Genomic DNA, 23,923 nt, shown 5'->3' with positions numbered 1-23,923 from the left:
GCTTTGCGGCGGCGCGGCGGGTTTTGGAGTACGTATGAAAGGTATTATTCTGGCTGGCGGTTCCGGTACGCGTCTGCATCCGATTACTCGTGGTGTGTCCAAGCAACTGCTGCCGATCTACGACAAACCGATGATCTATTACCCGTTGTCGGTGCTGATGCTGGCGGGAATCAAAGACATTCTGATTATCTCCACGCCGGAAGATCTGCCTTCATTCAAGAGGCTTTTGGGCAGCGGCGAAGCATTCGGCATTAATCTCAGCTATGCCGAACAGCCAAGTCCCGATGGCCTGGCTCAGGCCTTTTTGATCGGCGAAGAATTTTTGGCCGGTGAGCCGAGCTGCCTGGTATTGGGTGACAATATTTACTTTGGTCAGGGGTTCAGTCCCAAACTGAAAAGCGTTGCAGCGCGCACCACCGGTGCGACCGTGTTTGGCTATCAGGTGATGGATCCCGAGCGCTTTGGCGTGGTGGAGTTTGACGACCACTTCCGTGCGCTGTCGATCGAAGAAAAACCGGTTAAACCGAAGTCTAACTGGGCGGTGACCGGCCTGTACTTCTACGATAGCCAGGTGGTGGAGTTTGCCAAACAGGTGAAGCCTTCTGAGCGCGGCGAGCTGGAAATCACCAGCATTAACCAGATGTATCTGGAACGCGGAGAGCTGGCCGTCGAGCTGTTGGGGCGCGGTTTTGCCTGGCTGGACACCGGCACTCACGACAGCCTGCTGGAAGCCAGCAGCTTCGTGCAGACGGTCGAGAAACGCCAAGGCTTTAAAATCGCCTGTCTCGAGGAGATCGCCTGGCGCAATGGCTGGCTGGATGATGAGGGCGTGAAACGCGCGGCTCAGACGCTGGCCAAAACCGGTTACGGCAAATACTTACTGGATTTATTGCATGCGCGTCCACGCCAGTATTGAACCGCTGAATTGGGAGAGCGACTTCTTCCACTTGAAAAGCGCCAAGTTACATTTCGATAGCTCGGCAGCGCCCGTGGCCGAGGCTGATTTGGATGCTTATACGTTGGTGCAGGCCAAAATCCCCGCTTGCCGCCTGGAGTGGGCCGATGCGCTGTCGGCGCTGGGATTCCGGCTGGTCGAAGGGGAAGTGGACCTGGCAGTGAACGTTGCGTCTGAAAGCACGACGGCCGATGTCGCTTCGGCGGCTGCGGTGCGTCTGGCCGTTCCCGAGGATATCCCGTCATTGCGGGCTGCCGCCGGTGAGGTGTTCGCCGCCAGCCGGTTTCGTGCACCGTGGTACGATCGCGCCGATAGTGGGCGATTCTATGCGGCCTGGATCGAAAAAGCGGTGCTGGGCACCTTTGATCATCAATGTTTGCTGGTACTGAACAACCAGGGGCAACCCGAAGGCTTTGTCAGCCTGCGTGACATTGGCGGCCAGGAAACGCGCATCGGCCTGTTGGCGGCTTTCCCCGGTGCATTCGGCCGGGGCGTGGGCGCCAGGCTGATGACGGCGGCGATCGCCGAATGTCGACGGCAAGGGATGCAGCGCCTGCGGGTCGCGACCCAGGTAGGCAATATCGCCGCATTACGACTCTATCAACGACAGGGTGCCGTGATTGAAAGCACCGCGTATTGGTTATACAGAGGTAGACATGATTCCATTTAACGCTCCACCGGTTGTTGGCACTGAACTGGAATATATGCAGGCTGCCATGGGCAGCGGCAAGTTGTGCGGCGACGGCGGTTTCACCCGTCGCTGCCAGCAGTGGATGGAACAGCGTTTCGGCAGCGCGAAAGTGTTGTTGACGCCTTCCTGCACCGCGTCGTTGGAAATGGCCGCCATCCTGCTGGATATCCAGCCGGGTGACGAAGTGATCATGCCGAGCTTTACCTTCGTTTCAACCGCCAACGCCTTTGTGCTGCGCGGCGCCAAAGTGGTGTTCGTCGACCTGCGTCCGGACACCATGAATATCGACGAAACCAAAATCGAAGCGGCGATCACCGATAAAACCCGCGCGATCGTACCGGTGCACTACGCCGGCGTCGCCTGCGAGATGGATACCATCATGGCGCTGGCGAAGAAATATAACCTGTTCGTAGTGGAAGACGCCGCGCAGGGCGTGATGTCGACCTACAAAGGCAAGGCATTGGGCACCATCGGCCATATCGGCTGCTTCAGCTTCCATGAAACCAAAAACTACACCGCCGGCGGCGAAGGCGGCGCGACGCTGGTGAACGATCCGGCTCTGATCGATCGGGCGGAAGTCATCCGCGAGAAGGGCACCAACCGCAGTCAGTTCTTCCGTGGCCAGGTGGACAAATATACCTGGCGCGATATCGGTTCCAGCTATCTGATGTCTGACCTGCAGGCCGCCTACCTGTGGGGCCAGCTGGAAGTGGCGGAACGCATCAACCAGCGCCGTTTGGCTCTGTGGCAGAAGTACTACGACAGCTTCCTGCCGTTGGCGCAGTCAGGGCGCATCGAGTTGCCGATCGTGCCGGCGGACTGTGAGCACAATGCGCACATGTTCTATATCAAGCTGCGTGATATCGAAGAGCGCACGGCCTTTATCGACTACCTGAAGGAAGCCGAAATCATGGCGGTGTTCCACTATATCCCGCTGCACGCGTGCCCGGCCGGCGAACAGTTCGGCCGCTTTGCCGGCGAAGATCGTTACACCACGCAGGAAAGCGCGCGTCTGGTGCGCTTGCCGCTGTTCTACAATATGTCTGATGTCAATCAGCGTACGGTAATCAATACCATCCTGAGCTTCTTTGCCTGATATGTCGTTGGCAAAAGCATCGATATGGACTGCCGGCTCCACGCTGATCAAAATCGGCGTGGGGCTGTTGGTGGTGAAACTGCTGGCGGTGGCGTTTGGCCCCAGCGGGGTGGGGCAGGCGGGTAACTTCCGCCAGTTGATTACCGTGCTGGGCGTGCTGTCCGGCGCGGGTATTTTTAACGGCATCACCAAATACGTGGCGGAGTACCACCAGGATCCGCAGCGTCTGCGTCTGGCGGTGGGCACCGCGTCGAGCATCGTGCTGGTTTTTTCGACCTTGCTGGCGCTGGTGTTTTTGTTCGCCGCCGAACCGATCAGCATTGGGCTGTTCGGGCATGCCGATTACGTCGGCGTGGTGCGCGCCGTCGCTTTCATTCAGATGGGCATCGCCTACGCCAACCTGTTCATGGCGGTGCTGAAAGGCTATCGCGACGCGATGGGCAATGCGCTGGCGGTGATCGGCGGCAGCCTGATTGGCGTGGTGGCTTATTACCTGTGCTTCAAGCTGGGGGGCTATGAAGGCGCGCTGGCGGGGCTGGCGCTGGTGCCGGCGTTGGTGGTGTTGCCTGCCGGGCTGATGCTGTGGCGGCGCAAAACGTTGCCGCTGCGCTATCTGGCGCCGCGTTGGGACAAACTCGTGGCCGGCAACCTCGGCAAGTTCACCCTCATGGCGTTGATCACCTCGGTGACGCTGCCGGTGGCTTACGTGATGATGCGTAACCTGCTGGCCGCGCATTACGGTTGGGATGAGGTGGGGATTTGGCAGGGCGTCAGCAGCATTTCCGATGCCTATCTGCAGTTCATCACCGCCTCGTTTACCGTCTATCTGCTGCCGACGCTGTCGCGGCTGACGGACAAGGGCGCCATCTCGCGGGAGATCGTGCGCTCGTTGAAATTCGTGCTGCCGGCGGTAGCGGCGGCGAGCTTTACGGTGTGGCTGCTGCGTGATTTCGCCATCTGGCTGTTGTTCTCGGACAAATTCGTCGCCATGCGCGATCTGTTTGCCTGGCAGCTGGTGGGCGACGTGCTGAAAGTCGGGGCCTATGTGTTCGGCTATTTGGTGATCGCCAAAGCGTCGCTGCGCTTTTATATCCTGACGGAAGTCAGCCAGTTTCTGCTGCTGACGCTGTTCTCGCACTGGCTGATCCCGCTGCATGGCGCGCTGGGGGCGGCTCAGGCCTATATGGCAACCTACATCGTGTATTTCGCGCTCTGTAGCTGCGTGTTTCTTATTTATCGTAGACGAGTATGACCACACTGATTCACGTTCTGGGATCCGATATCCCGCATCATAACCAGACGGTGCTGCGCTTCTTCAATGACGTGCTGGCGCCGCGTCTGCCGGCTGAGCAGACGCGGCATTTTATGGTGGCGGCCAAGGATGTGGCGGCACTGGGAGATTTCCCCGCCCTGAACATTGAGCCCTACGCGGATAAGAAAAGCCTGGCGGCGGCGGTCATCGCGCGCGCCCAAGCCGATCGCGATACGCGTTTCTTCCTGCACGGCCAGTTCAACCCGGGGCTGTGGCTGGCGCTGCTGAGCGGCAAGATCAAAGCGCGTCAGGTCAGTTGGCATATTTGGGGCGCCGATCTGTATGAAGACGCCGCCAGCTGGAAATTCCGGCTGTTCTATCTGCTGCGCCGCATTGCGCAGGGGCGGGTAGGGAATGTGTTTGCTACCCGCGGCGACGTGATTCACTACCAGCAGCGCCATGCGCGGGTGCCGGCCTCGCTGCTGTACTTCCCGACCCGCATGGATCCGGCGCTGACCGACGTTCACGTCGAGAAAAACCTGGCCGGGCCGATGACGATTCTGGTGGGCAACTCCGGCGATCGCAGCAATCGGCATATCGAAGCGCTGCAGGCGATTCATCAGCAGTTCGGCGCCGACGTGCGCGTGATCCTGCCGATGGGTTATCCGGCCAACAACGATGCTTACATCGAGCAGGTGCGCGCCGCCGGATTGCCGCTGTTCGGCGAGAAAAACCTGCAGCTGCTCACGCAGCAGGTGGCGTTTGAGGACTACCTCAATATTCTGCGCGCCTGCGATCTCGGCTATTTCATTTTCAATCGCCAGCAGGGGATTGGCACCCTGTGCCTGCTGATTCAGTTCGGCGTGCCTTTCGTGCTCAGCCGGCAGAACCCGTTCTGGCAGGATTTGGCGGAACAGCACCTGCCGGTGCTGTTCTACGGCGACTCGCTCGACGAGGCGGTGGTGCGCGAAGCGCAGCGTCAGCTGGCGGCGGTGGATAAACAGGCGATCGCCTTCTTCAATCCGAACTATGTTGACGGCTGGCAGCAAGCCCTGGCGTTGGCAGCGGGAGAGCATTCATGACGTTGGCGCAATTCGGCGGCCTGTTTGTCGTCTATCTGGTCAGCCTGACGTTTATCCTGACGCTGACCTACCAGGAGTTTCGGCGCGTGCGCTTTAACTTCAACGTCTTCTTCTCGCTGCTGTATTTGCTGACGTTCTATTTCGGCTTCCCGTTAACCTGCCTGCTGGTGTTTCAGTTTGACGTCGAGGTGGTGCCGGTGGAGTTTCTGCTGTACGCCCTGCTGTCGGCGACGGCGTTTTACGCCATCTATTACGTCACTTACAAGACCCGGCTGCGCAAGCGCCGCACTCAGCCGCGCGCGGCGCTGTTTACCATGAACCGGGTAGAGACTCATATGACCTGGGTGCTGCTGGCGCTGGTGGCGATCGGTACCGTGGGCATCTTCTTCATGCAGAACGGCTTCCTGCTGTTCAAGCTCAATTCCTACAGCCAGATCTTCTCCAGCGACGTGTCCGGCGTGGCGCTCAAGCGGTTCTTCTACTTCTTCATTCCGGCGATGCTGGTGGTCTATTTCCTGCGGCAGGATCTGCGCGCCTGGTTCTTGTTCCTGGTGGCGACGGTGGCGTTCGGCATTCTGACCTACGTGATCGTCGGCGGCACCCGTGCCAACATTATCATCGCTTTCGCGTTGTTCCTGTTTATCGGTATCGTGCGCGGCTGGATCACGCTGTGGATGCTGGCGGCGGCGGGCATATTCGGCGTGGTCGGCATGTTCTGGCTGGCGTTGAAGCGCTATAGCCTGGACGTCAGCGGCGCGGAAGCGTTTTATACCTTCCTCTATCTGACCCGCGATACCTTCTCTCCGTGGGAAAACCTGGCGCTGTTGCTGCAAAATTACGACAAGATCGATTTCCAGGGCCTGGCGCCGATCTTGCGTGATTTCTACGTCTTTATCCCAACCTGGCTATGGCCGGGCCGGCCGGACGTGGTGCTGAACTCCGCCAACTATTTCACCTGGGAAGTGCTGAACAACCACTCCGGGCTGGCGATTTCGCCGACGCTGATCGGTTCGCTGGTGGTGATGGGCGGCGCGCTGTTTATCCCGATCGGCGCGATTCTGGTGGGCATGATCATCAAGTGGTTCGACTGGCTGTATGAGCTGGGCAAAACCGAGCCGAACCGCTATAAGGCGGCTATCCTGCAAGGATTCTGCTTCGGCGCGGTGTTCAACATGATCGTGTTGGCGCGCGAAGGGGTGGACTCATTCGTGTCGCGCGTGGTGTTCTTCTGCATTATTTTCGGCGCCTGTCTGGTGCTGGCGAAGTTGCTGTATTGGCTGTTCGATACCGCCGGGCTGATCAAGGCCAGAGTGACGCGTGCCCGCGCGCTGGCGTCTCCGCCTCGGGCCAACGGTCTTTTGTAAGGGTAATGAGAACGATGGAAACAAAGATTTCGGTGCCGCAGTATGAGCTACGCGGCTTCAGCCTGTGGGGCTTTCGCGATATGGCGCATTGCATGGACTTTCTGTTCGACGGCGGCCGGGTCAAACAGGGCACGCTGGTGGCGATGAACGCGGAAAAGATCCTGAAGGCGGAAGAGGACCAGGCGCTGCATGCGTTGCTGGATGAAGCGGAGTACAAGTACGCCGACGGCATCAGCATGGTGCGCTCAATCCGCCGCAAATACCCGGCGGCGGATGTGTCGCGCGTCGCGGGCGCCGATCTGTGGGAAGCCTTGATGCAGCGCGCAGGCCGCGAAGGCACGCCGGTCTTCCTGGTCGGCGGCAAGCCGGAAGTCTTGGCGGAAACCGAGCAAAAGCTGCGCAGCCAGTGGAATGTCAACCTGGTGGGCAGCCAGGACGGCTATTTCAAACCGGATCAACGAGAGGCGCTGTTCGAGCGTATTCGCGCCAGCGGCGCCGCTATCGTGACGGTGGCGATGGGATCGCCGAAGCAGGAGCTCCTGATGCGCGACTGCTGCAAGGTGTATCCGCAGGCGCTGTATATGGGCGTGGGCGGCACCTACGACGTCTTTACCGGGCATGTGAAGCGTGCGCCCAAGGTGTGGCAGAACCTCGGTCTGGAATGGCTCTACCGCCTGCTCAGCCAACCCAGCCGCATCGGCCGACAGTTGAAGCTGTTGAAGTTTGTCGGCTACTACTACAGCGGCAAGATGTAACCCCTCATCCGGGGTGGAAAGTGCTGTTCCGCTCCGGACTGCTGTACCAATAATCTGCTTTTGCGCGTTTCTCCCGCATATCTATAACCCTCGGCCCTAAACGCCGCCGCATTTATTCCATAAAGTTTTAAATTGCGGTTTGCTTATAGCGGCGAAATGCGAAACGATACCGCCCGGAAATTATCCCTGGCCGCTGAAGCCTGATGCGACAGCGCTGAACGATGTTCTTCTCACGGTAACTTCGCTCCGACTACCCGTTGATGCCAACTCGAACGGCAGGGGATGATTTATTCTTTTAATAATGACAATAACGACCGGCAGCGGCCGGCAGGCAAACACAACCCGAGAAAAACTATTGAGGATTTATGGCACACAAAGAGAAACCGCAAGGGCTACACCGAGGCCTTGAGGCCCGGCACATCGAGCTTATCGCTCTCGGGGGCACCATCGGTGTCGGCCTGTTTATGGGATCGGCCAGTACGCTGAAATGGGCGGGGCCGTCGGTACTGCTGGCTTACATCATCGCCGGGCTGTTCGTATTCTTCATTATGCGTTCGATGGGGGAGATGCTGTTCCTTGAGCCGGTCGCCGGGTCGTTCGCCGTTTACGCGCACAAGTACATGAATCCCTATTTCGGCTACCTGACCGCCTGGGGCTACTGGTTTATGTGGATCGCCGTCGGCATTTCGGAGATCACCGCCATCGGGGTGTATGTGCAGTTCTGGTTCCCGGAAATACCGCAGTGGGTTCCCGCGCTGATCGCCGTGGCGATGGTGGCGCTGGCCAACCTGGCGGCGGTGCGTCTGTACGGTGAGCTGGAGTTCTGGTTCGCCATGATCAAGGTCACCACCATCATCGTGATGATTCTGGTGGGGCTGGGGGTGATCTTCTTCGGTTTCGGCAACGGCGGTGAACCTATCGGTTTCGCCAATCTGACGGCGCACGGCGGCTTCTTTGCCGGCGGCTGGAAGGGCTTCCTGTTTGCGCTGTGCATCGTGGTGGCGTCCTATCAGGGGGTTGAGCTGGTGGGCATCACCGCCGGGGAAGCCAAAAACCCGCAAGTGACGTTGAAACGCGCGATCAACAATATCCTGTGGCGCATCCTGATCTTCTATGTCGGCGCGATCTTCGTCATCGTGACCATCTTCCCGTGGAACGGCATCGGCACCACCGGCAGCCCGTTCGTGCTGACCTTCGCCAAGATCGGCATCGTCGCCGCCGCCGGCATCATCAACTTTGTGGTGCTGACCGCCGCGCTTTCCGGCTGCAACAGCGGCATGTACAGCGGCGGCCGCATGCTGTACGCCCTGGCCAAGAATCGCCAACTGCCGGCGGCGCTGACCAAGCTTTCCGCCAGCGGCGTGCCGGTCAACTGCATCGCCGTCACCATTGGCTGCCTGTTGGTGGGCTCCGCGCTGAACTACATTATCCCTAATCCGGAGCAGGTGTTCGTCTATGTCTACAGCGCCAGCGTGTTGCCGGGCATGGTGCCGTGGTTCGTGGTGCTGATCAGCCAGCTCTATTTCCGCCGCGCGCACAAGGAAGCGATCAAAAACCACAGTTTTAAGTCGATCATGTTCCCGTATGTGAACTATCTGACCATCGCTTTTCTGGTTTGCGTGCTGGTCGGCATGGGAATCAACCCGGATACGCGAATTTCCCTGCTGGTCGGGGCGATTTTCTTAGCGGGCGTCAGCCTGTGCTACTTCGCTTTCGGCATGCATAAGAAACATCATCCGGCTGAAAATCGGGTAGAAACACGGCAATAAACGGTGAAAAGGGGCTACGGAGTGCGCTTTCCTGCGCAGGAGTGAGCAAAGCGTAATCAAACGCAACATTTCTGCGAAAAAGCACTAGACAGGATTGGCGTAAATCCGTAGTATCCCCTCCCGCAACGGCGCTACGCGCCCGTAGCTCAGCTGGATAGAGCGCTGCCCTCCGGAGGCAGAGGTCTCAGGTTCGAATCCTGTCGGGCGCGCCATTAAGTTTGTGCGCAGGAGCTGCGGTGGTAATATTACCGCGTGAGTAAGAAGAAGTAGTAATGGTGGCTATAGCTCAGTTGGTAGAGCCCTGGATTGTGATTCCAGTTGTCGTGGGTTCGAGTCCCATTAGCCACCCCACTTCCTGATGAAGTGAAGATTTAGCAGTATTTTGTGACAGTGCGAAGGTGGCGGAATTGGTAGACGCGCTAGCTTCAGGTGTTAGTGTTCTTACGGACGTGAGGGTTCAAGTCCCTCTCTTCGCACCACGCAAAATGTCTGATAAATATAAGATTTATATGGACAGCGGTCTGATAAATCGGGTAGTATGAGCAACACAAATCGGCGAGTAGCGCAGCTTGGTAGCGCAACTGGTTTGGGACCAGTGGGTCGGAGGTTCGAATCCTCTCTCGCCGACCACATTCGAAAAACCTGCTTTTAAAGCAGGTTTTTTTTCGTCTGTCGTTTATGAGGATGAGTACCTCCGCAGGAGGAGCCTCGCGAAGCGAGACGAGAAGGCAGGCCCGCGCAGCAATGTGCGGGCTTTTTGCATCCATGAGGGCTGGCATCTTGTGCCTGCCTGTGAGCGTGTTGGTTTTCAGCGACATGACCATCCAGCGCTGTCGTCAGGTTGAGACAAATAATTTATTGATTTTAAAAGATAAAACCGGATTTGGCTTAAGCCGTCGTTTTGAAGCGACATTCTTATAACGGCCTCTGGCATGGAATGCCAGGGAGAGGTATCAGGCAGGGAGGGTGGGGAGGAAGTATAAATTATTTATATTTCAATGCATTGAATTAAATTTCCTATTGGAGACGGGCTCAATCTAAAAGTTGGCACGTCAAATGCAATATCTATAGCGTAGATGCTCATTCCACCTCTTATGTTCGCCTTAGGCTTCATAAACCCTGGGAATGACGCAGAGCCGATTTAGGGTGCCTATCGCCCACGAGAACGATGACTAACCCGTCATCACGCTCAGGGCAAAACGTTGAGTGAGGCACCGCCCCTGTTGTCCTAGACCTGATTGCTTCTTTATACACTTGCCATACGGCAAGTGTTTTTTTTTGCGCCACAGAAAACCCCGGGCAAAAAAAGCGCGGCATCGGAGCCGCGCTTTTCTCACTTGGGCAGGGCGTTATTCGCCGCCGTTCTGTTTCAGCGTCAACATCAGTCCCTCACGTCGCATCTGCGCCGCTTCATCCGAACGATGCAGTTTTTCCAGCGTATCGGCCAACCAGGCGTAGTCGTAAGCATCCGGGCGCTGTTTCAGCGCTTCGCGGAAGGCGTCGGCCGCTTGCTGCCACTCGCCGTGCTTCATCAGCAGTTGCCCCAGCGTGCTGTTTAACAGCGGCGTCGCGCCGTGTTGTTTCATCTGCTGACGCAGCGCTTTCTCAAGCTGCTCGGGGTTGCCGGACTTCAGCCGCGGCAGCAATAGCACCAGACGCTCGTCGTATTGGCGCTTCAGGCTGTCGAGCACAATCTCCTGCGCCAGTTCGTGGTCGTTGCATTCGATCAGGTGTTCCACCATCGCGATTTGCAGCGGCACCTCGTGACGCGTCTTGCGGCTCTGATCTTTCCACCAGCGCTTCAGTCCTTCGCTGCCTTCGTCCGCCATCGCCTGATTCATCAGCCCGATATAAGCCTGTTGCTGCAATGCCTGCAACTGCTCTTCACTGTGGAGTTCGATTTTACGCATCGACGGTAGCACTTCCAGCAGCGACGCGTAGGCGCCGGTGCGCAGATAGGCTTGTTCCGCCAGGCGCAGCACTTCCGGATGGCGCGGCGCCTGGTTCAGCAGGCGATCGGCGCCGTGGCGCGCGGCGTGGTTCTCGCCCTGCGCCAGTTGGATACGAACCCGGGTGATATCCACCGGCAGCTGATCGGTGTCGGCGGCTTCAGCGGCGCGCTCCAGATATTGGTTGGTGCGGAAGTCATCGCCGCGTTGTTGTGCGGCCTCGGCGGCCAGCAGGTAGTTCACCACCGGCTGTTCGGCGTGGTCGGCGTTGCGCGTCATCAGCTTTTCAACCTGCTTGTAGTCGCCTTCCGCCAGTTTGATCAGCGCGGCTTTGGTTTGCTGGCGCGCGCGGGTGCGCTTGCGGCCGATAAACCAACCGCGCGTACGGGCGCCGGTACGGAAGATACGGCGCAGGATCCATTCGATCGCCAGCAGCACCACGAACAGCAGCACCAACATGATCACCAGGCCGGTGACGCTGGTTTCGACATTGTAGTTATCGGTCTGGATCAGCACATAGCCCTGATGCCCGGCCAACATCGGCCCGAGCACTACGCTGGCGATCACCACCAGGAACAGAAATAGCACGCGTAACATGGCTTAACCCTCCTGGTGAGCGGCAGGGGACTGGGTCATCAGGTTGCGCACCCGGGTCTGCATCACTTTTTCGAGCAGCGGTTGGCTTTTCAGCTGATCCGGCACGTCCATCGAGATCGACTGTTGGCTCAGGTTGTCCAGCTCTTCCAGGAAGGCCTTGGTCGCCGGATCGGTGGTGTCGAAATAGGCGCGCACCCAGGTGGAGACGGTTTCCAGCGATTGCTTGTAGGTCTCGTTCTGATGGCGCGGGATGGCCTGTGCGGCCACCAGCAGGCGCGAACGGATATTTTCGCGCAGGTAGATGTCCTGGTTCGGCGCCAGCAGCGGTTCGGCGCTGGTGTCGCGGCGGCGGATGGTGATGAAGTCGGCCATGAAATTGCGCCAACTCTTGGCCAGGTTCTGCCGCCATTCGCCGATCGAGCCGGAGAGCTCGCTGCTGTTTTGATCCATCGGCGCTTCGTCGGTGTCGTTGTCCGCCAGGCGCAGGTTATCCACCTGATTGGACAGCTGATTGACCTTGAGGATGATGCCGTCGTAATCGACCTGGGTCAGCGTGGAAAGCGTGCTGATGTCTTCGGTAATGGCGCGGCGCACGTCGAGCAGGCTCGGATCGTTCATATCCGCCAGGCTGGCGTCGGCGCTTTTCAGCAGCGCGGCGGCGCTGGTCACGTCCTGATCGCTCCACAGCTTGCGGCCGGCCATTTTCACCAGGAAATCGGCCTGCGCCAGCAGCCAGGTTTTGGCGTCGCTGCCGGAGATGGTCGCCACTTTTTCCTGCAGCTCGCTCAGTTGGCGCGCCAGGTTCGCCTGCTCGCGATCGGCGGCGTCCAGGGTTTTACCCTGTTGCTGCAGCAGGCCTTCCAGCGCATTTCTTTCCTGCTGTTGGCTCTGCTTCACGCCTTCAAGCTGCTGCTGCAGCGCCTGATTGGCGGCGATCAGCTGTTGCGCCTGCTTGTGCGTGTGGTAATAGCCGCCCGCGCCGAGGGCGATGACCAGCACGATAGCGATCGCGCCGAGCACCGGGCCGGTGTTCTTGCCTTTGCGGCTGGCAGCGGCTGGCTGCTGGGAGCTCTCAACCGCGGTGGTTGGCTCTTCAACCGGGGCGGCTGGGGTATTTTGTTCCGTCATAGTGGCACATCCCATAGTCAGATTATTGTAGCGCGCGGATCAGCGCGTCATTATCGGCGTTGTCAGCTACCCGAATCGTACGCCAGCCCAATTCCCGGGCGAGGGTAGCCAGGCGTTCGCTCACTACTACCAGGCGGCAACGCAGCAGCCATGAAGAACGATAGTAATCAGGAACTAAAGTATAGAGCTGTTGTAACATTTCACCGCTGGTCACCACCAGCGTATCCACACCGGCGCGCTGCCAGTGGGCGCTTTGCTCGCTGCCGTCATAGTGCACCGGGCTGCGTTGATAGCATTCATAATAGCTGACGTCGGCGCCGCGCTCGCTCAGCGTCGACCCCAACAGTTCGCGGCCGCCGTTGCCGCGCAAAATCAACGCGCGTTTGCCCGCCAGCTTTTGCAGCGCCGGCAGCAGCAGCAGCGTTTCGCTGATCTCGCGTTCGCGCGGGTATTCCACCGGCAAACTGCTGATGCGGTGCAGCGCCAGCCCGGTGGTGCGGCCGATGGCGTAATAAGTCAGGTGCGCGGGCCAGCTCAGCCCGGCGCGGCCAATGACCGAATCGGCATAGTTCACCGAATGCTGCGACAGCACGAACACCAGATCGCCGGCGTTCAACTGTTGCAACGCCTGCGGCAGCTGCGGCAGATCGCCGCCGGGGGCGAAGTCGATCAGCGGCGCATGATAGGCAACCCGGCCGAGTGCGCGCAGCCGGCTCACTAACTGCTCTCCCGAAGGCGATGGGCGGGTTACCAGGATCGTCATGCCGGCGGATTTCCCTGATAAACTTCGCGCAGGATCTCGCGCGCGCCGCGCGCCAGCAGCTCTTCCGCCAGCTCAACGCCCATCCGTTCGGCTTCGGCGGCCGGGCCGCGGCGTTCGCCGCGCACCATCTGGCTGCCGTCCGGCGCGCCGACCAGGGCGCGCAGCCACAGGCTGTCGCCATCCAGTTCGGCATAGCTGCCGATCGGCACCTGGCAGCCGCCTTCCAGGCGGGTGTTCATCGCCCGCTCGGCGCGCACGCGGGTTTCGGTGGCCGCATGGTTCAGCGGCGCCAGCAGCGCGCGGGTGACGCTGTCGTCGAGACGGCATTCAATGCCGACCGCACCCTGGCCGACCGCCGGCAGGCACTCTTCGGCGCTCAGCGGGCTGCGGATGCGTTGCTCCAGCCCCAGGCGCTTCAGGCCGGCCACCGCCAGAATAATTGCGTCGTAGTCGCCGTTGTCCAGCTTGGCCAGGCGAGTGCCGACGTTGCCGCGCAGGTCGCGCACGATCAGATCCGGGCGGCGTTCGCGCAGCTGGCACTGGCGGCGCAGGCTGGAGGTGCCGACCACGCTGCCCTGCGGCAGCTGATCGAGCGAGGCGAAACGATTGGAAACAAAAGCGTCGCGCGGATCTTCGCGTTCGCAAATGGTGGTCAAACCGAGCCCGGCAGGGAAATCGACCGGCACGTCTTTCATCGAGTGCACGGCGATGTCGGCGCGGCCTTCCAGCAGCGCCAGCTCGAGTTCTTTAACAAACAGGCCCTTACCGCCGACTTTCGCCAGCGGCGTATCCAGAATAACGTCGCCGCGCGTCACCATCGGCACCAACTCGACCTGCAGGCCGGGATGGCAGGCCATCAGACGTTGCTGCACATAATGTGCTTGCCAAAGTGCAAGCGGGCTTTGTCGGGTGGCAATTCGAATAATTTTGTCTAACATGCTTGTTACCGTTTTTATATTTCGCCATCCATCCTACCACTGAGAGCCAATACTGTCAGTGCAAGAAGCCGGAGGCGGAAAAAGGACAACGGAATCAAAGGGACGTGTGATGTGCTTTGGGGCAGTTAACACTGCGGGTAAATCGTTTAGGGAAGCGCTACAATAATTGTGAAGCGTTACCTCCTTTACGGTCAATCAGCAAGGTGTTAAATTGATCACGTTTCCAGCAATAAGTCGCCAAATATTCTTCTTACACTAACGGCGCTTATGGAATACGGGTTTTTTTCTAAACACCGGGATAATCAGGCGAGACGTCTTGTACCTCTACATCGAGACATTGAAGCAGAGACTGGATGCGATCAATCAGCTACGCGTCGATCGCGCCCTGGCGGCTATGAAGCCCGCGTTTCAACGGGTATACAGTCTGCTGCCCACCTTACTGCACCACCACCACCCGCTGATGCCGGGTTACCTGAACGGTAACGTTCCCCACGGCATTTGCCTCTACACGCCTGATGAAACTCAACAAGAATACCTGAACGATTTAGAAGACAAATGGGGCAGCCCGTTTGACAAACCGGCCAGCGGCGAGCTGCCGATCACCGGCGTCTACTCGATGGGCAGCACCTCGTCTATCGGCCAAAGCTGCAGCTCGGATCTCGACATCTGGGTCTGCCACCAGTCCTGGCTGGACAACGAAGAACGCACCCGCCTGCAGCAAAAATGCAGCCTGCTTGAGAAGTGGGCCGCCTCGATGGGGGTGGAAGTCAGCTTCTTCCTGATCGATGAAAACCGTTTCCGCCATAATGAAAGCGGCAGCCTGGGCGGCGAAGATTGCGGCTCGACGCAGCACATCCTGTTGCTCGACGAATTCTATCGCACCGCGGTGCGCCTGGCCGGCAAACGCATCCTGTGGAACATGGTGCCGGGCGAAGAAGAAGCGCACTACGATGAATACGTGCTGTCGCTGTACGCGCAGGGCGCGCTGACGCCGAACGAGTGGCTGGATCTCGGCGGCCTGAGTTCGCTGTCGGCGGAAGAGTACTTTGGCGCCAGCCTGTGGCAACTGTATAAGAGCATCGATTCGCCTTACAAGGCGGTGCTGAAGACCCTGCTGCTGGAAGCCTATTCCTGGGAATACCCCAATACCCAACTGCTGGCGACGGACATCAAACACCGGCTGCATCAGGGCGAGATCGTCAGCTTCGGGCTCGACGCCTACTGCATGATGCTTGAGCGCGTGACCCGCTACCTGACCGACATCAACGACACCACCCGCCTCGATCTGGCCCGCCGCTGTTTTTACCTGAAAGTATGTGAAAAGCTGTCGCTGGCCAAGGCCTGCGTCGGCTGGCGGCGCGAGATCCTCAGCCAGCTGGTCAGCGAGTGGGGCTGGAGCGAAGAGCGTCTGGCGATGCTGGACAACCGCGCCAACTGGAAAATCGAGCGGGTGCGCGAAGCGCATAACGAACTGCTCGACGCGATGATGCAGAGCTACCGCAACCTGATCCGTTTCGCTCGCCGCAACAACCTCAGCGTCAGCGCCAGCCCGCAGGATATCGGCGTGCTGACCCGCAAACTGTATGCGGCGTTCGAAGCGCTGCCCGGCAAGGTGACGCTGGTGAACCCGCAGATTTCACCGGACCTGTCGGAAAACGATTTAACCTTTATTCACGTGCCGGTTGGCCGCGCCAACCGCACCGGCTGGTACCTGTACAATCAGGCGCCGGCCATGGATTCGATCGTCAGCCATCAGCCGCTGGAATATAACCGCTACCTGAACAAGCTGGTGGCCTGGGCCTATTTCAACGGCCTGCTGACGCCGCAGACCCGCCTGCACATCAAGAGCGGCAACCTGTGCGACACCGCCAAGCTGCAGGAGCTGGTGGCCGACGTTTCCCATCACTTCCCGCTGCGCCTGCCGGCGCCGACGCCGAAAGCGCTGTACAGCCCGTGCGAGATTCGCCATCTGGCGATCATCGTCAATCTGGAAAACGATCCGACCGCCGCCTTCCGCAATCAGGTGGTGCACTTCGATTTCCGCAAGCTGGACGTGTTCAGCTTCGGCCAGCAGCAGCAGTGTCTGGTGGGCAGCATCGATCTGCTGTACCGCAATTCCTGGAACGAGGTGCGCACCCTGCATTTCAGCGGTGAGCAGTCGGTGCTGGAAGCGCTGAAAACCATTCTCGGCAAAATGCATCAGGACGCCGCGCCGCCGGAATCGGTGGAAGTGTTCTGCTACAGCCAGCACCTGCGCGGCCTGATCCGCACCCGTATCCAGCAGTTGGTGTCGGAGTGCATCGAGCTGCGCCTGTCCAGTACCCGTTTGGAACCCGGCCGCTTCAAGGCGGTGCGCGTCGCCGGGCAGACCTGGGGGCTGTTCTTCGAGCGCTTGAGCGTATCGGTGCAAAAGCTGGAGAATGCGGTGGAGTTTTACGGCGCCATCTCCAACAACAAGCTGCATGGCCTGTCTATCAAGGTGGAAACCGATCAGGTGCATCTGCCGCCGGTGGTGGATGGCTTCGCCAGCGAGGGGATCATCCAGTTCTTCTTCGAAGACACCTCAGACGACAAGGGCTTCAACATCTATATTCTGGATGAGTCGAATCGGGTCGAGGTGTATCACCACTGCGAGGGCAGTAAAGAGGAGCTGGTGCGCGACGTTAGCCGCTTCTACTCCTCGTCGCACGATCGCTTCACTTACGGCTCCAGCTTCATCAACTTCAATCTGCCGCAGTTCTATCAGATTGTGCAGCTCGACGGGCGCACGCAGGTGATCCCGTTCCGCAGCAACGTGCTGTCCAGCCTGTGCGTGACGGTGGCCGACGGCGCCGCTCAGCCGCTGAAGCAGCAGTTCCAGCTGCATTGACGCCGCAAGGGCTCGGTTGCCGAGCCCTGATTAGCTTCAGGAAAAATGCAGTTCCTCGCCGGCCTGCGCGCTGGCCGCTTCGCTGAGCAGCTGATAAAACGGCTGCCCGCTGCGATCGCATAGCCAAACGCCGTCGCGGTAGTTGAAGTGGTAACCGCCGGCCTTGGTGGCGAGCCACACCTGGTGCAGCGGCTCCTGGCGGTTGATGACGATTTTGGTGCCGTTTTCGAAGCTCAGCGTCATCACGCCGCCATTGGTTTCGTAATCGATGTCCGCATCGCCGTCAAAATCGTCCAGTGTCTCTTCAATATTCAGCATCAGCTGGTCGGCCAACTGGTGAAACTCGCTGTCGTTCATATTCAATTCCTATTGCTTTTCATGATCCACCTGCGATTATAGAGACCTTGGACGCATGAATTACAGGCATTAATGCAAATGAAAAAACAACTACGCTATGCGCTGATGGCAGTTCTGGTTACCGGCCTCGCCGGCTGTGGTCTGAAAGGCCCGCTTTACTTCCCGCCTGCCGATCCCGCCAGCCAGAAACCGGCCAAGCCGCCGGTGCAAACGGGCGATCAGGTGCAAAAGAACCAGCAGGAGCAGTCTGGCTCTCAGCAAAAACCGTCGATGGTTGACCAGTAACACCCTGTTTGCGGTGGCGAGCGCCGCCGTAAAATCAAGACGGATAGCGCGTCCAGATAGCGGAGTATGATATGCAGTTCTCCAAAATGCACGGTCTGGGCAACGACTTTATGGTGGTCGATGCCGTTACACAGAATGTCTATTTTTCACCTGAGCTGATCCGCCGGCTGGCCGATCGGCACCTGGGCGTCGGCTTTGACCAGATGCTGGTGGTAGAACCGCCTTACGATCCCGAACTGGATTTTCACTACCGAATTTTTAACGCCGACGGCAGCGAAGTGGCGCAGTGCGGCAACGGCGCGCGTTGCTTCGCGCGTTTCGTGCGGCTGAAAGGGCTGACCAACAAACGCGACATCCGCGTCAGCACCCAAACCGGGCGCATGGTGCTCAGCGTCACCGACGACGATCTGGTGTGCGTCAACATGGGTGAGCCGAATTTCGACCCGCAGGCGGTGCCGTTCCGCGCCGCCAAGGCTGAAAAGACTTACATCATGCGCGCGGCGGAACATACCGTGTTGTGCGGCGTGGTGTCGATGGGCAACCCGCATTGTGTTTTGCAGGTGGACGACGTAAAAACCGCCAAGGTGGAGCTGCTCGGGCCGGTGCTGGAAGGGCATGAACGCTTCCCGGAACGGGCCAACATCGGCTTTATGCAGGTGGTCAGCCGCGATCACATCAAGCTGCGCGTTTATGAGCGCGGCGCCGGTGAAACGCAGGCCTGCGGCAGCGGCGCCTGTGCGGCGGTGGCGGTGGGGATCCAACAGGAATTGCTGTCAGAAGAAGTGCATGTAGAACTGCCGGGCGGCAGCCTGCATATTCGCTGGAAAGGGCCGGGCAACCCGCTGTTTATGACCGGTCCGGCAACCCATGTCTATGACGGATTTATTCATCTATGAAAAGCGTAGAAGAACAGAGCGTCGCCGGCCTGGCGCTGGATGACGACACCGTGATGCAGTACCTGCTGCAGAACCCGGATTTCTTTATTCGCAACGCGCGCCAGGTTGAGCAGATGCGCGTGCCGCACCCGGTGCGCGGCACCGTTTCGTTGGTGGAATGGCATCTGGCCCGCCAGCGCAATCACATCGAACGGCTGGAAGAAGAGATCACGCTGCTGATGGAGCAGGCCAGCGCTAACGAAGGGCTGTTCGCCCGGTTGCTGCACCTGCAGGCCGATTTGGCCACCGCCGACAGCTTGCAGGACATGCTCAACCGGCTGCAGCGCTGGGCGCGCGGCTTCGGTTTGGCCGGCGCCACGGTGCGCCTGTTCGCCGAGCGCTGGAATATCGGCGCGCCTTCCGATTTCACCCATCTGGCGCTGACGCGTTCGGCGTTCGAGCCGTTCCGCATCCAGCGGCTGGGCAGCGAACAACACTACCTCGGCGGCCTGAACGGCCCCGAACTGCTGCTGCTGTTGCCGCAGGCCAAACAGATCGGCCAGATTGGTTCGGTGGCGCTGTCGATGCTCGGCGACGACGGCGAGCTGGGCATGGTGATCTTCAGCAGCCGCGATACGCAACACTATCAGCAGGGCATGGGCACGGTGATGCTCAATCAACTGGCGCGCATGCTGCCGGAACTGCTGGAACGCTGGATCGAACGCGCATGACGCCGATTGCGCCCAGCCTGCAGCAGCCGGTGGACGCTTTTCTGCGTTATCTCAAGGTAGAACGGCAACTTAGCCCACTGACGCAGCTCAGCTATTCACGCCAGCTGGCGGCGCTGATGCGCCTGGCGCAGGAGATCGGCGTCACCGACTGGGCGGCGCTGGACGCCGCCCGGGTGCGCATGCTGGCGGCGCGCAGCAAACGCGCCGGCCTGCAGTCCGCCAGCCTGGCGCTGCGGCTCTCTTCGTTGCGCAGTTTCCTCGACTGGCTGGTCAGCCAGGGCGTGCTGCACGCCAACCCGGCCAAAGGCATCCGCACGCCGCGCAGCGGTCGCCATCTGCCGAAAAATATCGACGTCGATGAAATGAACCAGCTGCTGGAGATCGATCTCAACGATCCGCTGGCGGTGCGGGATCGCGCCATGCTGGAGGTGATGTACGGCGCCGGCCTGCGTCTCTCCGAGCTGGTGGGGCTGGATTGCCGCCATGTCGATATGGCGGCCGGCGAGGTGTGGGTGATGGGGAAAGGCAGCAAAGAGCGTAAACTGCCGATCGGGCGCACCGCCGTCACCTGGCTGGAACACTGGCTGGCGATGCGCGATCTGTTCGGGCCGGAAGATGACGCGATGTTCCTGTCCAATCAGGGGCGGCGCATCTCGACGCGCAACGTGCAAAAGCGCTTCGCCGAATGGGGCGTGAAACAGGGCGTCAACAGCCATATTCACCCGCACAAACTGCGTCACTCCTTCGCGACCCACATGCTGGAGTCGAGCGGCGATCTGCGTGCGGTGCAGGAGCTGCTCGGCCACGCCAACCTGACCACCACGCAAATTTATACCCACCTCGACTTTCAACATCTGGCGAACGTGTACGATGCCGCGCATCCGCGCGCCAAACGGGGGAAATCCTGATGCATTTTTATCGCCCGCTGCGCCCGCTGGCGGCGCTGACTTTCGATCTGGACGACACGCTGTATGACAACCGTCCGGTGATCCGGCAAACCGAGCAGCAGTCGGTGGCCTTCCTGCAGAGCTACCATCCCGGCCTGAACAGTTTCCAGTCGGCGGATTTCCACCGCCTGCGCCAGGAGCTGCGCGAGCAGGATCCGGAGATCTACCACGACGTCACCCAGTGGCGCTGGCGCGCCATTCATCTGGCGCTGAGCCGGCAGGGGCTGCGCGACGCCGAAGCGGCGATCGGGGCCGATGCGGCAATGCAAAACTTCGCGCTGTGGCGCAGCCGCATCGAGGTGCCGGAAGCGACCCACGCCACGCTGAAGGCGCTGGCCGCGCGCTACCCGCTGGTGGCGATCACCAACGGCAACGCCGATCCGGCGCAGTGCGGCCTGGACGGCTACTTTCAGTTCGTGCTGCGTTCCGGGCCGGACGGGCGCGCCAAGCCGTATCAGGACATGTATCACCTGGCCGTCGAGCGGCTGGGCGTGGCGCCCGAGCAGATCCTGCACGTGGGCGACGATCTGACTACCGACGTCGCCGGCGCGCTGCGCGCGGGGCTGCAGGCGTGTTGGATCAACGATCGGCAACGCTGCCTGATGCAGGCCGCCGACAGCCGCCTGCTGCCGCATATTGAGATTTCGCAGTTGGCATCGCTGACAGCATTGTTATAATCCCTGCCAGAACTCTGTATAAATTTCCAGTGAAAAACCCGTCACCGGCGGGTTTTCCCTTAACCATTAGTGGTGCCTATGGACGTCTCCGATCTGCTCGACAGCCTGAATGAAAAACAACGTGAAGCCGTGGCGGCGCCGCGCAGCAACCTGTTGGTTCTGGCCGGAGCGGGCAGCGGCAAGACGCGGGTGCTGGTGCATCGCATCGCCTGGCTGCTGTCGGTGGAGAACTGCTCACCGTATTCGATCATGGCGGTGACCTTCACCAACAAGGCGGCGGCGGAAATGCGCCACCGTATCGAACATCTGATCGGCACCAGCCAGGGCGGCATGTGGATCGGCACTTTCCACGGTCTGGCGCACCGCCTGCTGCGCGCTCATCATCTGGAAGCCAACCTGCCGCAGGATTTCCAGATCCTCGACAGCGACGACCAGCTGCGGCTGCTCAAGCGCATCATCAAGGCGCTGAACGTCGACGAGAAGCAGTGGCCGCCGCGTCAGGCGATGTGGTACATCAACGGCAAGAAAGATGAGGGCCTGCGCCCGCAGCACGTCGAAACCTACAACAACCCGGTGGAGGCCACCTGGCTGCGCATCTACCAGGCCTATCAGGAAGCCTGCGATCGCGCGGGGCTGGTGGATTTCGCCGAGCTGCTGCTGCGCGCGCACGAGCTGTGGCTGAACAAGCCGCATATCCTCAACCACTACCGCGAGCGTTTCACCAACGTGCTGGTGGACGAATTCCAGGATACCAACAGCATCCAGTACGCCTGGATCCGTCTGCTGGCGGGCGGCAACAGCAACGTGATGATCGTCGGCGACGATGACCAGTCGATCTACGGCTGGCGCGGCGCGCAGGTGGAAAACATCCAGCGCTTCCTGAAGGATTTCCCCGGCGCGGAAACCATCCGCCTGGAGCAGAACTACCGTTCCACCAGCAACATCCTGAAAGCGGCCAACACCCTGATCGCCAACAACGACGGGCGCATGGGCAAAAACCTGTGGACCGAAGGCGGCGAAGGCGAGCCGATTTCCCTCTACTGCGCCTTCAACGAACTCGACGAAGCGCGCTTCGTGGTCAACCGCATCAAGACCTGGCAAGACAACGGCGGCGCGCTGAACGACTGCGCCATCTTGTACCGCAGCAACGCCCAGTCGCGCGTGCTGGAAGAGGCGCTGCTGCAGACGGCGATGCCGTACCGCATCTACGGCGGCCAACGCTTCTTCGAACGTCAGGAAATCAAGGATGCGCTGGCTTACCTGCGCCTGATCTCCAACCGCAACGACGACGCGGCCTTCGAGCGCGTGGTCAACACTCCGACGCGCGGCATCGGCGACCGCACCCTCGACGTGGTGCGCCAGGCGGCGCGCGATCGCCAACTGACGTTGTGGCAGGCGACGCGCGAACTGATGCAGGACAAGGTTCTGGCCGGCCGCGCCGCGTCGGCGCTGCAGCGCTTCATCGAGCTGGTGGAGTCGCTGGCTCATGAAACCGCCGATATGCCGCTGCACGTGCAGACCGACCGGGTGATCCGCGATTCCGGGTTGTTCATCATGTATGAGCAGGAAAAGGGCGAAAAGGGGCAGGCGCGTATCGAAAACCTTGAGGAACTGGTGACGGCGACGCGCCAGTTCAGCTATCAGGAAGAAGATCAGGATCTGATGCCGCTGCAGGCGTTCCTGTCGCATGCGGCGCTGGAAGCGGGCGAAGGCCAGGCCGACGCCTATCAGGATGCGGTGCAGCTGATGACCCTGCACTCGGCCAAAGGGCTGGAGTTCCCGCTGGTGTTTATCGTCGGCATGGAAGAAGGCATGTTCCCGAGCCAGATGTCGCTGGATGAAGGCGGCCGTCTGGAGGAGGAGCGCCGTCTGGCCTATGTGGGCGTAACGCGCGCCATGCAGAAGCTGACGCTGACCTACGCCGAAACGCGCCGTCTGTACGGCAAAGAGGTTTACCATCGGCCGTCGCGCTTTATCGGCGAACTGCCGGAGGAGTGCGTGGAAGAAGTGCGCCTGCGCGCCAGCGTATCGCGGCCGGTCAATCACCGCCGCATGGGCACGCCGATCAGCGAGAACGACACCGGATACAAGCTGGGTCAGCGCGTGCGCCATCCCAAGTTTGGCGAAGGCACCATCGTCAATCTGGAAGGCAGCGGCGAGCACAGCCGGCTGCAGATCGCCTTCCCGGGCGAAGGCATCAAGTGGCTGGTGGCGGCCTACGCTCGGCTGGAAACGGTATAAAGAGAGGGGCGATTTGCAGGAGTTTCAGCCCCTGCAATCGTTCATCATCAGTGAGGGTAGCGATCGCCGACCTGCGCGGTGGCATACCAGCGCATCACCGCTTCGGTGCCTTCGCCGCCTTCCTGCGGCGCCCACGGCATGCAGTCTTCTTCGGTCAGCGCCTGATACGGACCCCGCTTCACTTCGAACACCACGCCGCCGGCATCGACCGACAGCACCGCATGCCAGGTAAATGCCGGCATCTCCAGCACTTTGGTTTCTTCGCCGAGCAGGGTGCGCTGCGTCACGACGCCGTCATCGTTGAACTGCAGCACGACAAAACGGCCGCGCAGCGGCGTCAGCAGCTCCCAGGTTTGCGGGTGGCGGTGCGGGCGGATATAGGTGCCGGGTTCCATGGCGATCGCCAGGCGTTGCACCGGGTCGCTCAGCTCTTCGTGTAAGGTGCGGTGCGCGCGCAGGCGGGGCACGCTGGCGGCCTGTTCGCTCATCGCGGTCAGTTCATGGGCGGTAATCTGTTTCATCGTTTAAATCCGCATGCTTGTCGTACCATTAGGGTGATGTCATCTTAGCAACATTCTTGGTGGCGGTAAGCGATCGCCGCG

At 60.1% G+C, this 23,923-nt stretch carries 21 protein-coding genes and 4 tRNA genes; 19 read left to right on the top strand and 6 right to left on the bottom strand.

Translation table 11 applies throughout. The features are described 5' to 3' along the window. Positions 1-34: 34 nt before the first annotated feature. From rfbA to ACMGGK_RS23195, 12 genes are all read left to right on the top strand, one after another. Entirely contained in the window at positions 35-916 is an 882-nt protein-coding gene (gene rfbA, locus ACMGGK_RS23250) for a glucose-1-phosphate thymidylyltransferase RfbA (protein ID WP_016929505.1), read from the top strand. Next, positions 894-1,625, top strand: coding sequence for a dTDP-4-amino-4,6-dideoxy-D-galactose acyltransferase (gene rffC / locus ACMGGK_RS23245; protein WP_016929504.1), 732 nt, complete (start codon positions 894-896; stop codon positions 1,623-1,625). Before rfbA ends, rffC begins: the two co-directional genes overlap by 23 nt. Further along, the gene (gene rffA, locus ACMGGK_RS23240; RefSeq protein ID WP_033634227.1) at positions 1,612-2,742 is read left to right on the top strand and encodes a dTDP-4-amino-4,6-dideoxygalactose transaminase; all 1,131 of its coding nucleotides are present in this window, start codon (positions 1,612-1,614) and stop codon (positions 2,740-2,742) included. The genes rffC and rffA overlap by 14 nt, the downstream gene beginning before the upstream one ends. Position 2,743: 1 nt before the next feature. After that, entirely contained in the window at positions 2,744-3,994 is a 1,251-nt protein-coding gene (gene wzxE, locus ACMGGK_RS23235; RefSeq protein ID WP_016929502.1) for a lipid III flippase WzxE, read from the top strand. Continuing rightward, on the top strand, positions 3,991-5,076 hold the full coding sequence (locus ACMGGK_RS23230) for a TDP-N-acetylfucosamine:lipid II N-acetylfucosaminyltransferase (protein WP_016929501.1): 1,086 nt from the start codon (positions 3,991-3,993) through the stop codon (positions 5,074-5,076). Before wzxE ends, ACMGGK_RS23230 begins: the two co-directional genes overlap by 4 nt. After that, the gene (gene wzyE, locus ACMGGK_RS23225) at positions 5,073-6,440 is read left to right on the top strand and encodes an ECA oligosaccharide polymerase (RefSeq protein ID WP_016929500.1); all 1,368 of its coding nucleotides are present in this window, start codon (positions 5,073-5,075) and stop codon (positions 6,438-6,440) included. Before ACMGGK_RS23230 ends, wzyE begins: the two co-directional genes overlap by 4 nt. 14 nt (positions 6,441-6,454) lie before the next feature. Next, on the top strand, positions 6,455-7,195 hold the full coding sequence (gene wecG, locus ACMGGK_RS23220; RefSeq protein ID WP_420277319.1) for a lipopolysaccharide N-acetylmannosaminouronosyltransferase: 741 nt from the start codon (positions 6,455-6,457) through the stop codon (positions 7,193-7,195). A 365-nt stretch (positions 7,196-7,560) separates the two neighbouring features. Then, complete coding sequence (thrP, locus tag ACMGGK_RS23215; protein ID WP_004934226.1) at positions 7,561-8,964, top strand: bifunctional threonine/serine APC transporter ThrP; 1,404 nt, start codon at positions 7,561-7,563, stop codon at positions 8,962-8,964. A 135-nt stretch (positions 8,965-9,099) separates the two neighbouring features. Continuing rightward, positions 9,100-9,176, top strand: a tRNA-Arg gene (locus ACMGGK_RS23210). Between the two features lie 63 nt (positions 9,177-9,239). Then, positions 9,240-9,315: transfer RNA gene (locus ACMGGK_RS23205), tRNA-His, on the top strand. A 41-nt stretch (positions 9,316-9,356) separates the two neighbouring features. Beyond that, positions 9,357-9,443: transfer RNA gene (locus ACMGGK_RS23200), tRNA-Leu, on the top strand. Between the two features lie 74 nt (positions 9,444-9,517). Next, positions 9,518-9,594, top strand: a tRNA-Pro gene (locus ACMGGK_RS23195). A gap of 719 nt (positions 9,595-10,313) precedes the next feature. Here the strand turns inward: ACMGGK_RS23195 and hemY are convergent. Genes hemY through hemC form a run of 4 tightly spaced genes read right to left on the bottom strand, consistent with a single transcriptional unit; the run spans position 10,314 to position 14,339 of the window. Further along, on the bottom strand, positions 10,314-11,510 hold the full coding sequence (gene hemY, locus ACMGGK_RS23190; protein ID WP_151254315.1) for a protoheme IX biogenesis protein HemY: 1,197 nt from the start codon (positions 11,508-11,510) through the stop codon (positions 10,314-10,316). Positions 11,511-11,513: 3 nt separating this feature from the next. Beyond that, positions 11,514-12,638, bottom strand: a complete 1,125-nt coding sequence (gene hemX, locus ACMGGK_RS23185) for a uroporphyrinogen-III C-methyltransferase (RefSeq protein ID WP_016929498.1) — start codon at positions 12,636-12,638, stop codon at positions 11,514-11,516. A gap of 22 nt (positions 12,639-12,660) precedes the next feature. Beyond that, positions 12,661-13,401: a uroporphyrinogen-III synthase gene (gene hemD / locus ACMGGK_RS23180; protein WP_049299799.1), complete on the bottom strand. Its 741-nt coding sequence runs from the start codon at positions 13,399-13,401 to the stop codon at positions 12,661-12,663. Next, entirely contained in the window at positions 13,398-14,339 is a 942-nt protein-coding gene (hemC, locus tag ACMGGK_RS23175) for a hydroxymethylbilane synthase (protein WP_004934233.1), read from the bottom strand. The genes hemD and hemC overlap by 4 nt, the downstream gene beginning before the upstream one ends. Positions 14,340-14,655: 316 nt before the next feature. Here hemC and ACMGGK_RS23170 point away from each other — a divergent pair, with 316 nt between their 5' ends. Then, complete coding sequence (locus ACMGGK_RS23170; protein ID WP_004934235.1) at positions 14,656-17,208, top strand: class I adenylate cyclase; 2,553 nt, start codon at positions 14,656-14,658, stop codon at positions 17,206-17,208. Between the two features lie 36 nt (positions 17,209-17,244). Here the strand turns inward: ACMGGK_RS23170 and cyaY are convergent, their stop codons facing one another. After that, a complete protein-coding gene (cyaY, locus tag ACMGGK_RS23165) occupies positions 17,245-17,565 on the bottom strand; it encodes an iron donor protein CyaY (protein ID WP_004934237.1) in 321 nt (106 codons plus the stop codon). Positions 17,566-17,643: 78 nt separating this feature from the next. On the opposite strand from cyaY, the gene lptM reads away from it, so the two are divergent. The 6 genes from lptM (at position 17,644) to uvrD (ending at position 23,321) form a co-directional block, all read left to right on the top strand. Continuing rightward, the gene (lptM, locus tag ACMGGK_RS23160) at positions 17,644-17,850 is read left to right on the top strand and encodes an LPS translocon maturation chaperone LptM (RefSeq protein WP_004934241.1); all 207 of its coding nucleotides are present in this window, start codon (positions 17,644-17,646) and stop codon (positions 17,848-17,850) included. A 71-nt stretch (positions 17,851-17,921) separates the two neighbouring features. After that, entirely contained in the window at positions 17,922-18,746 is an 825-nt protein-coding gene (gene dapF, locus ACMGGK_RS23155; RefSeq protein ID WP_004934244.1) for a diaminopimelate epimerase, read from the top strand. Then, positions 18,743-19,456, top strand: a complete 714-nt coding sequence (locus tag ACMGGK_RS23150; protein WP_004934247.1) for a DUF484 domain-containing protein — start codon at positions 18,743-18,745, stop codon at positions 19,454-19,456. The genes dapF and ACMGGK_RS23150 overlap by 4 nt, the downstream gene beginning before the upstream one ends. Then, positions 19,453-20,364, top strand: coding sequence for a tyrosine recombinase XerC (gene xerC / locus ACMGGK_RS23145; RefSeq protein WP_016929495.1), 912 nt, complete (start codon positions 19,453-19,455; stop codon positions 20,362-20,364). Before ACMGGK_RS23150 ends, xerC begins: the two co-directional genes overlap by 4 nt. After that, a complete protein-coding gene (gene yigB / locus ACMGGK_RS23140; RefSeq protein ID WP_016929494.1) occupies positions 20,364-21,080 on the top strand; it encodes a 5-amino-6-(5-phospho-D-ribitylamino)uracil phosphatase YigB in 717 nt (238 codons plus the stop codon). Before xerC ends, yigB begins: the two co-directional genes overlap by 1 nt. 78 nt (positions 21,081-21,158) lie before the next feature. Continuing rightward, positions 21,159-23,321, top strand: coding sequence for a DNA helicase II (uvrD, locus tag ACMGGK_RS23135; protein ID WP_025304874.1), 2,163 nt, complete (start codon positions 21,159-21,161; stop codon positions 23,319-23,321). Positions 23,322-23,368: 47 nt separating this feature from the next. Here uvrD and ACMGGK_RS23130 read toward each other — a convergent pair whose 3' ends face one another. After that, positions 23,369-23,842 (bottom strand): WbuC family cupin fold metalloprotein, encoded by a 474-nt coding sequence (locus ACMGGK_RS23130; protein WP_016929492.1) that lies wholly within the window; start codon positions 23,840-23,842, stop codon positions 23,369-23,371. Positions 23,843-23,923 lie beyond the last annotated feature (81 nt).

Source organism: Serratia sp. BNK-33-b (assembly GCF_048684565.1).
Classification (GTDB): Bacteria; Pseudomonadota; Gammaproteobacteria; order Enterobacterales; family Enterobacteriaceae; genus Serratia; species Serratia marcescens.
The sequence above is the reverse complement of the archived record's forward strand: the minus strand, read 5'-3'. Positions and strand labels throughout refer to the sequence as shown.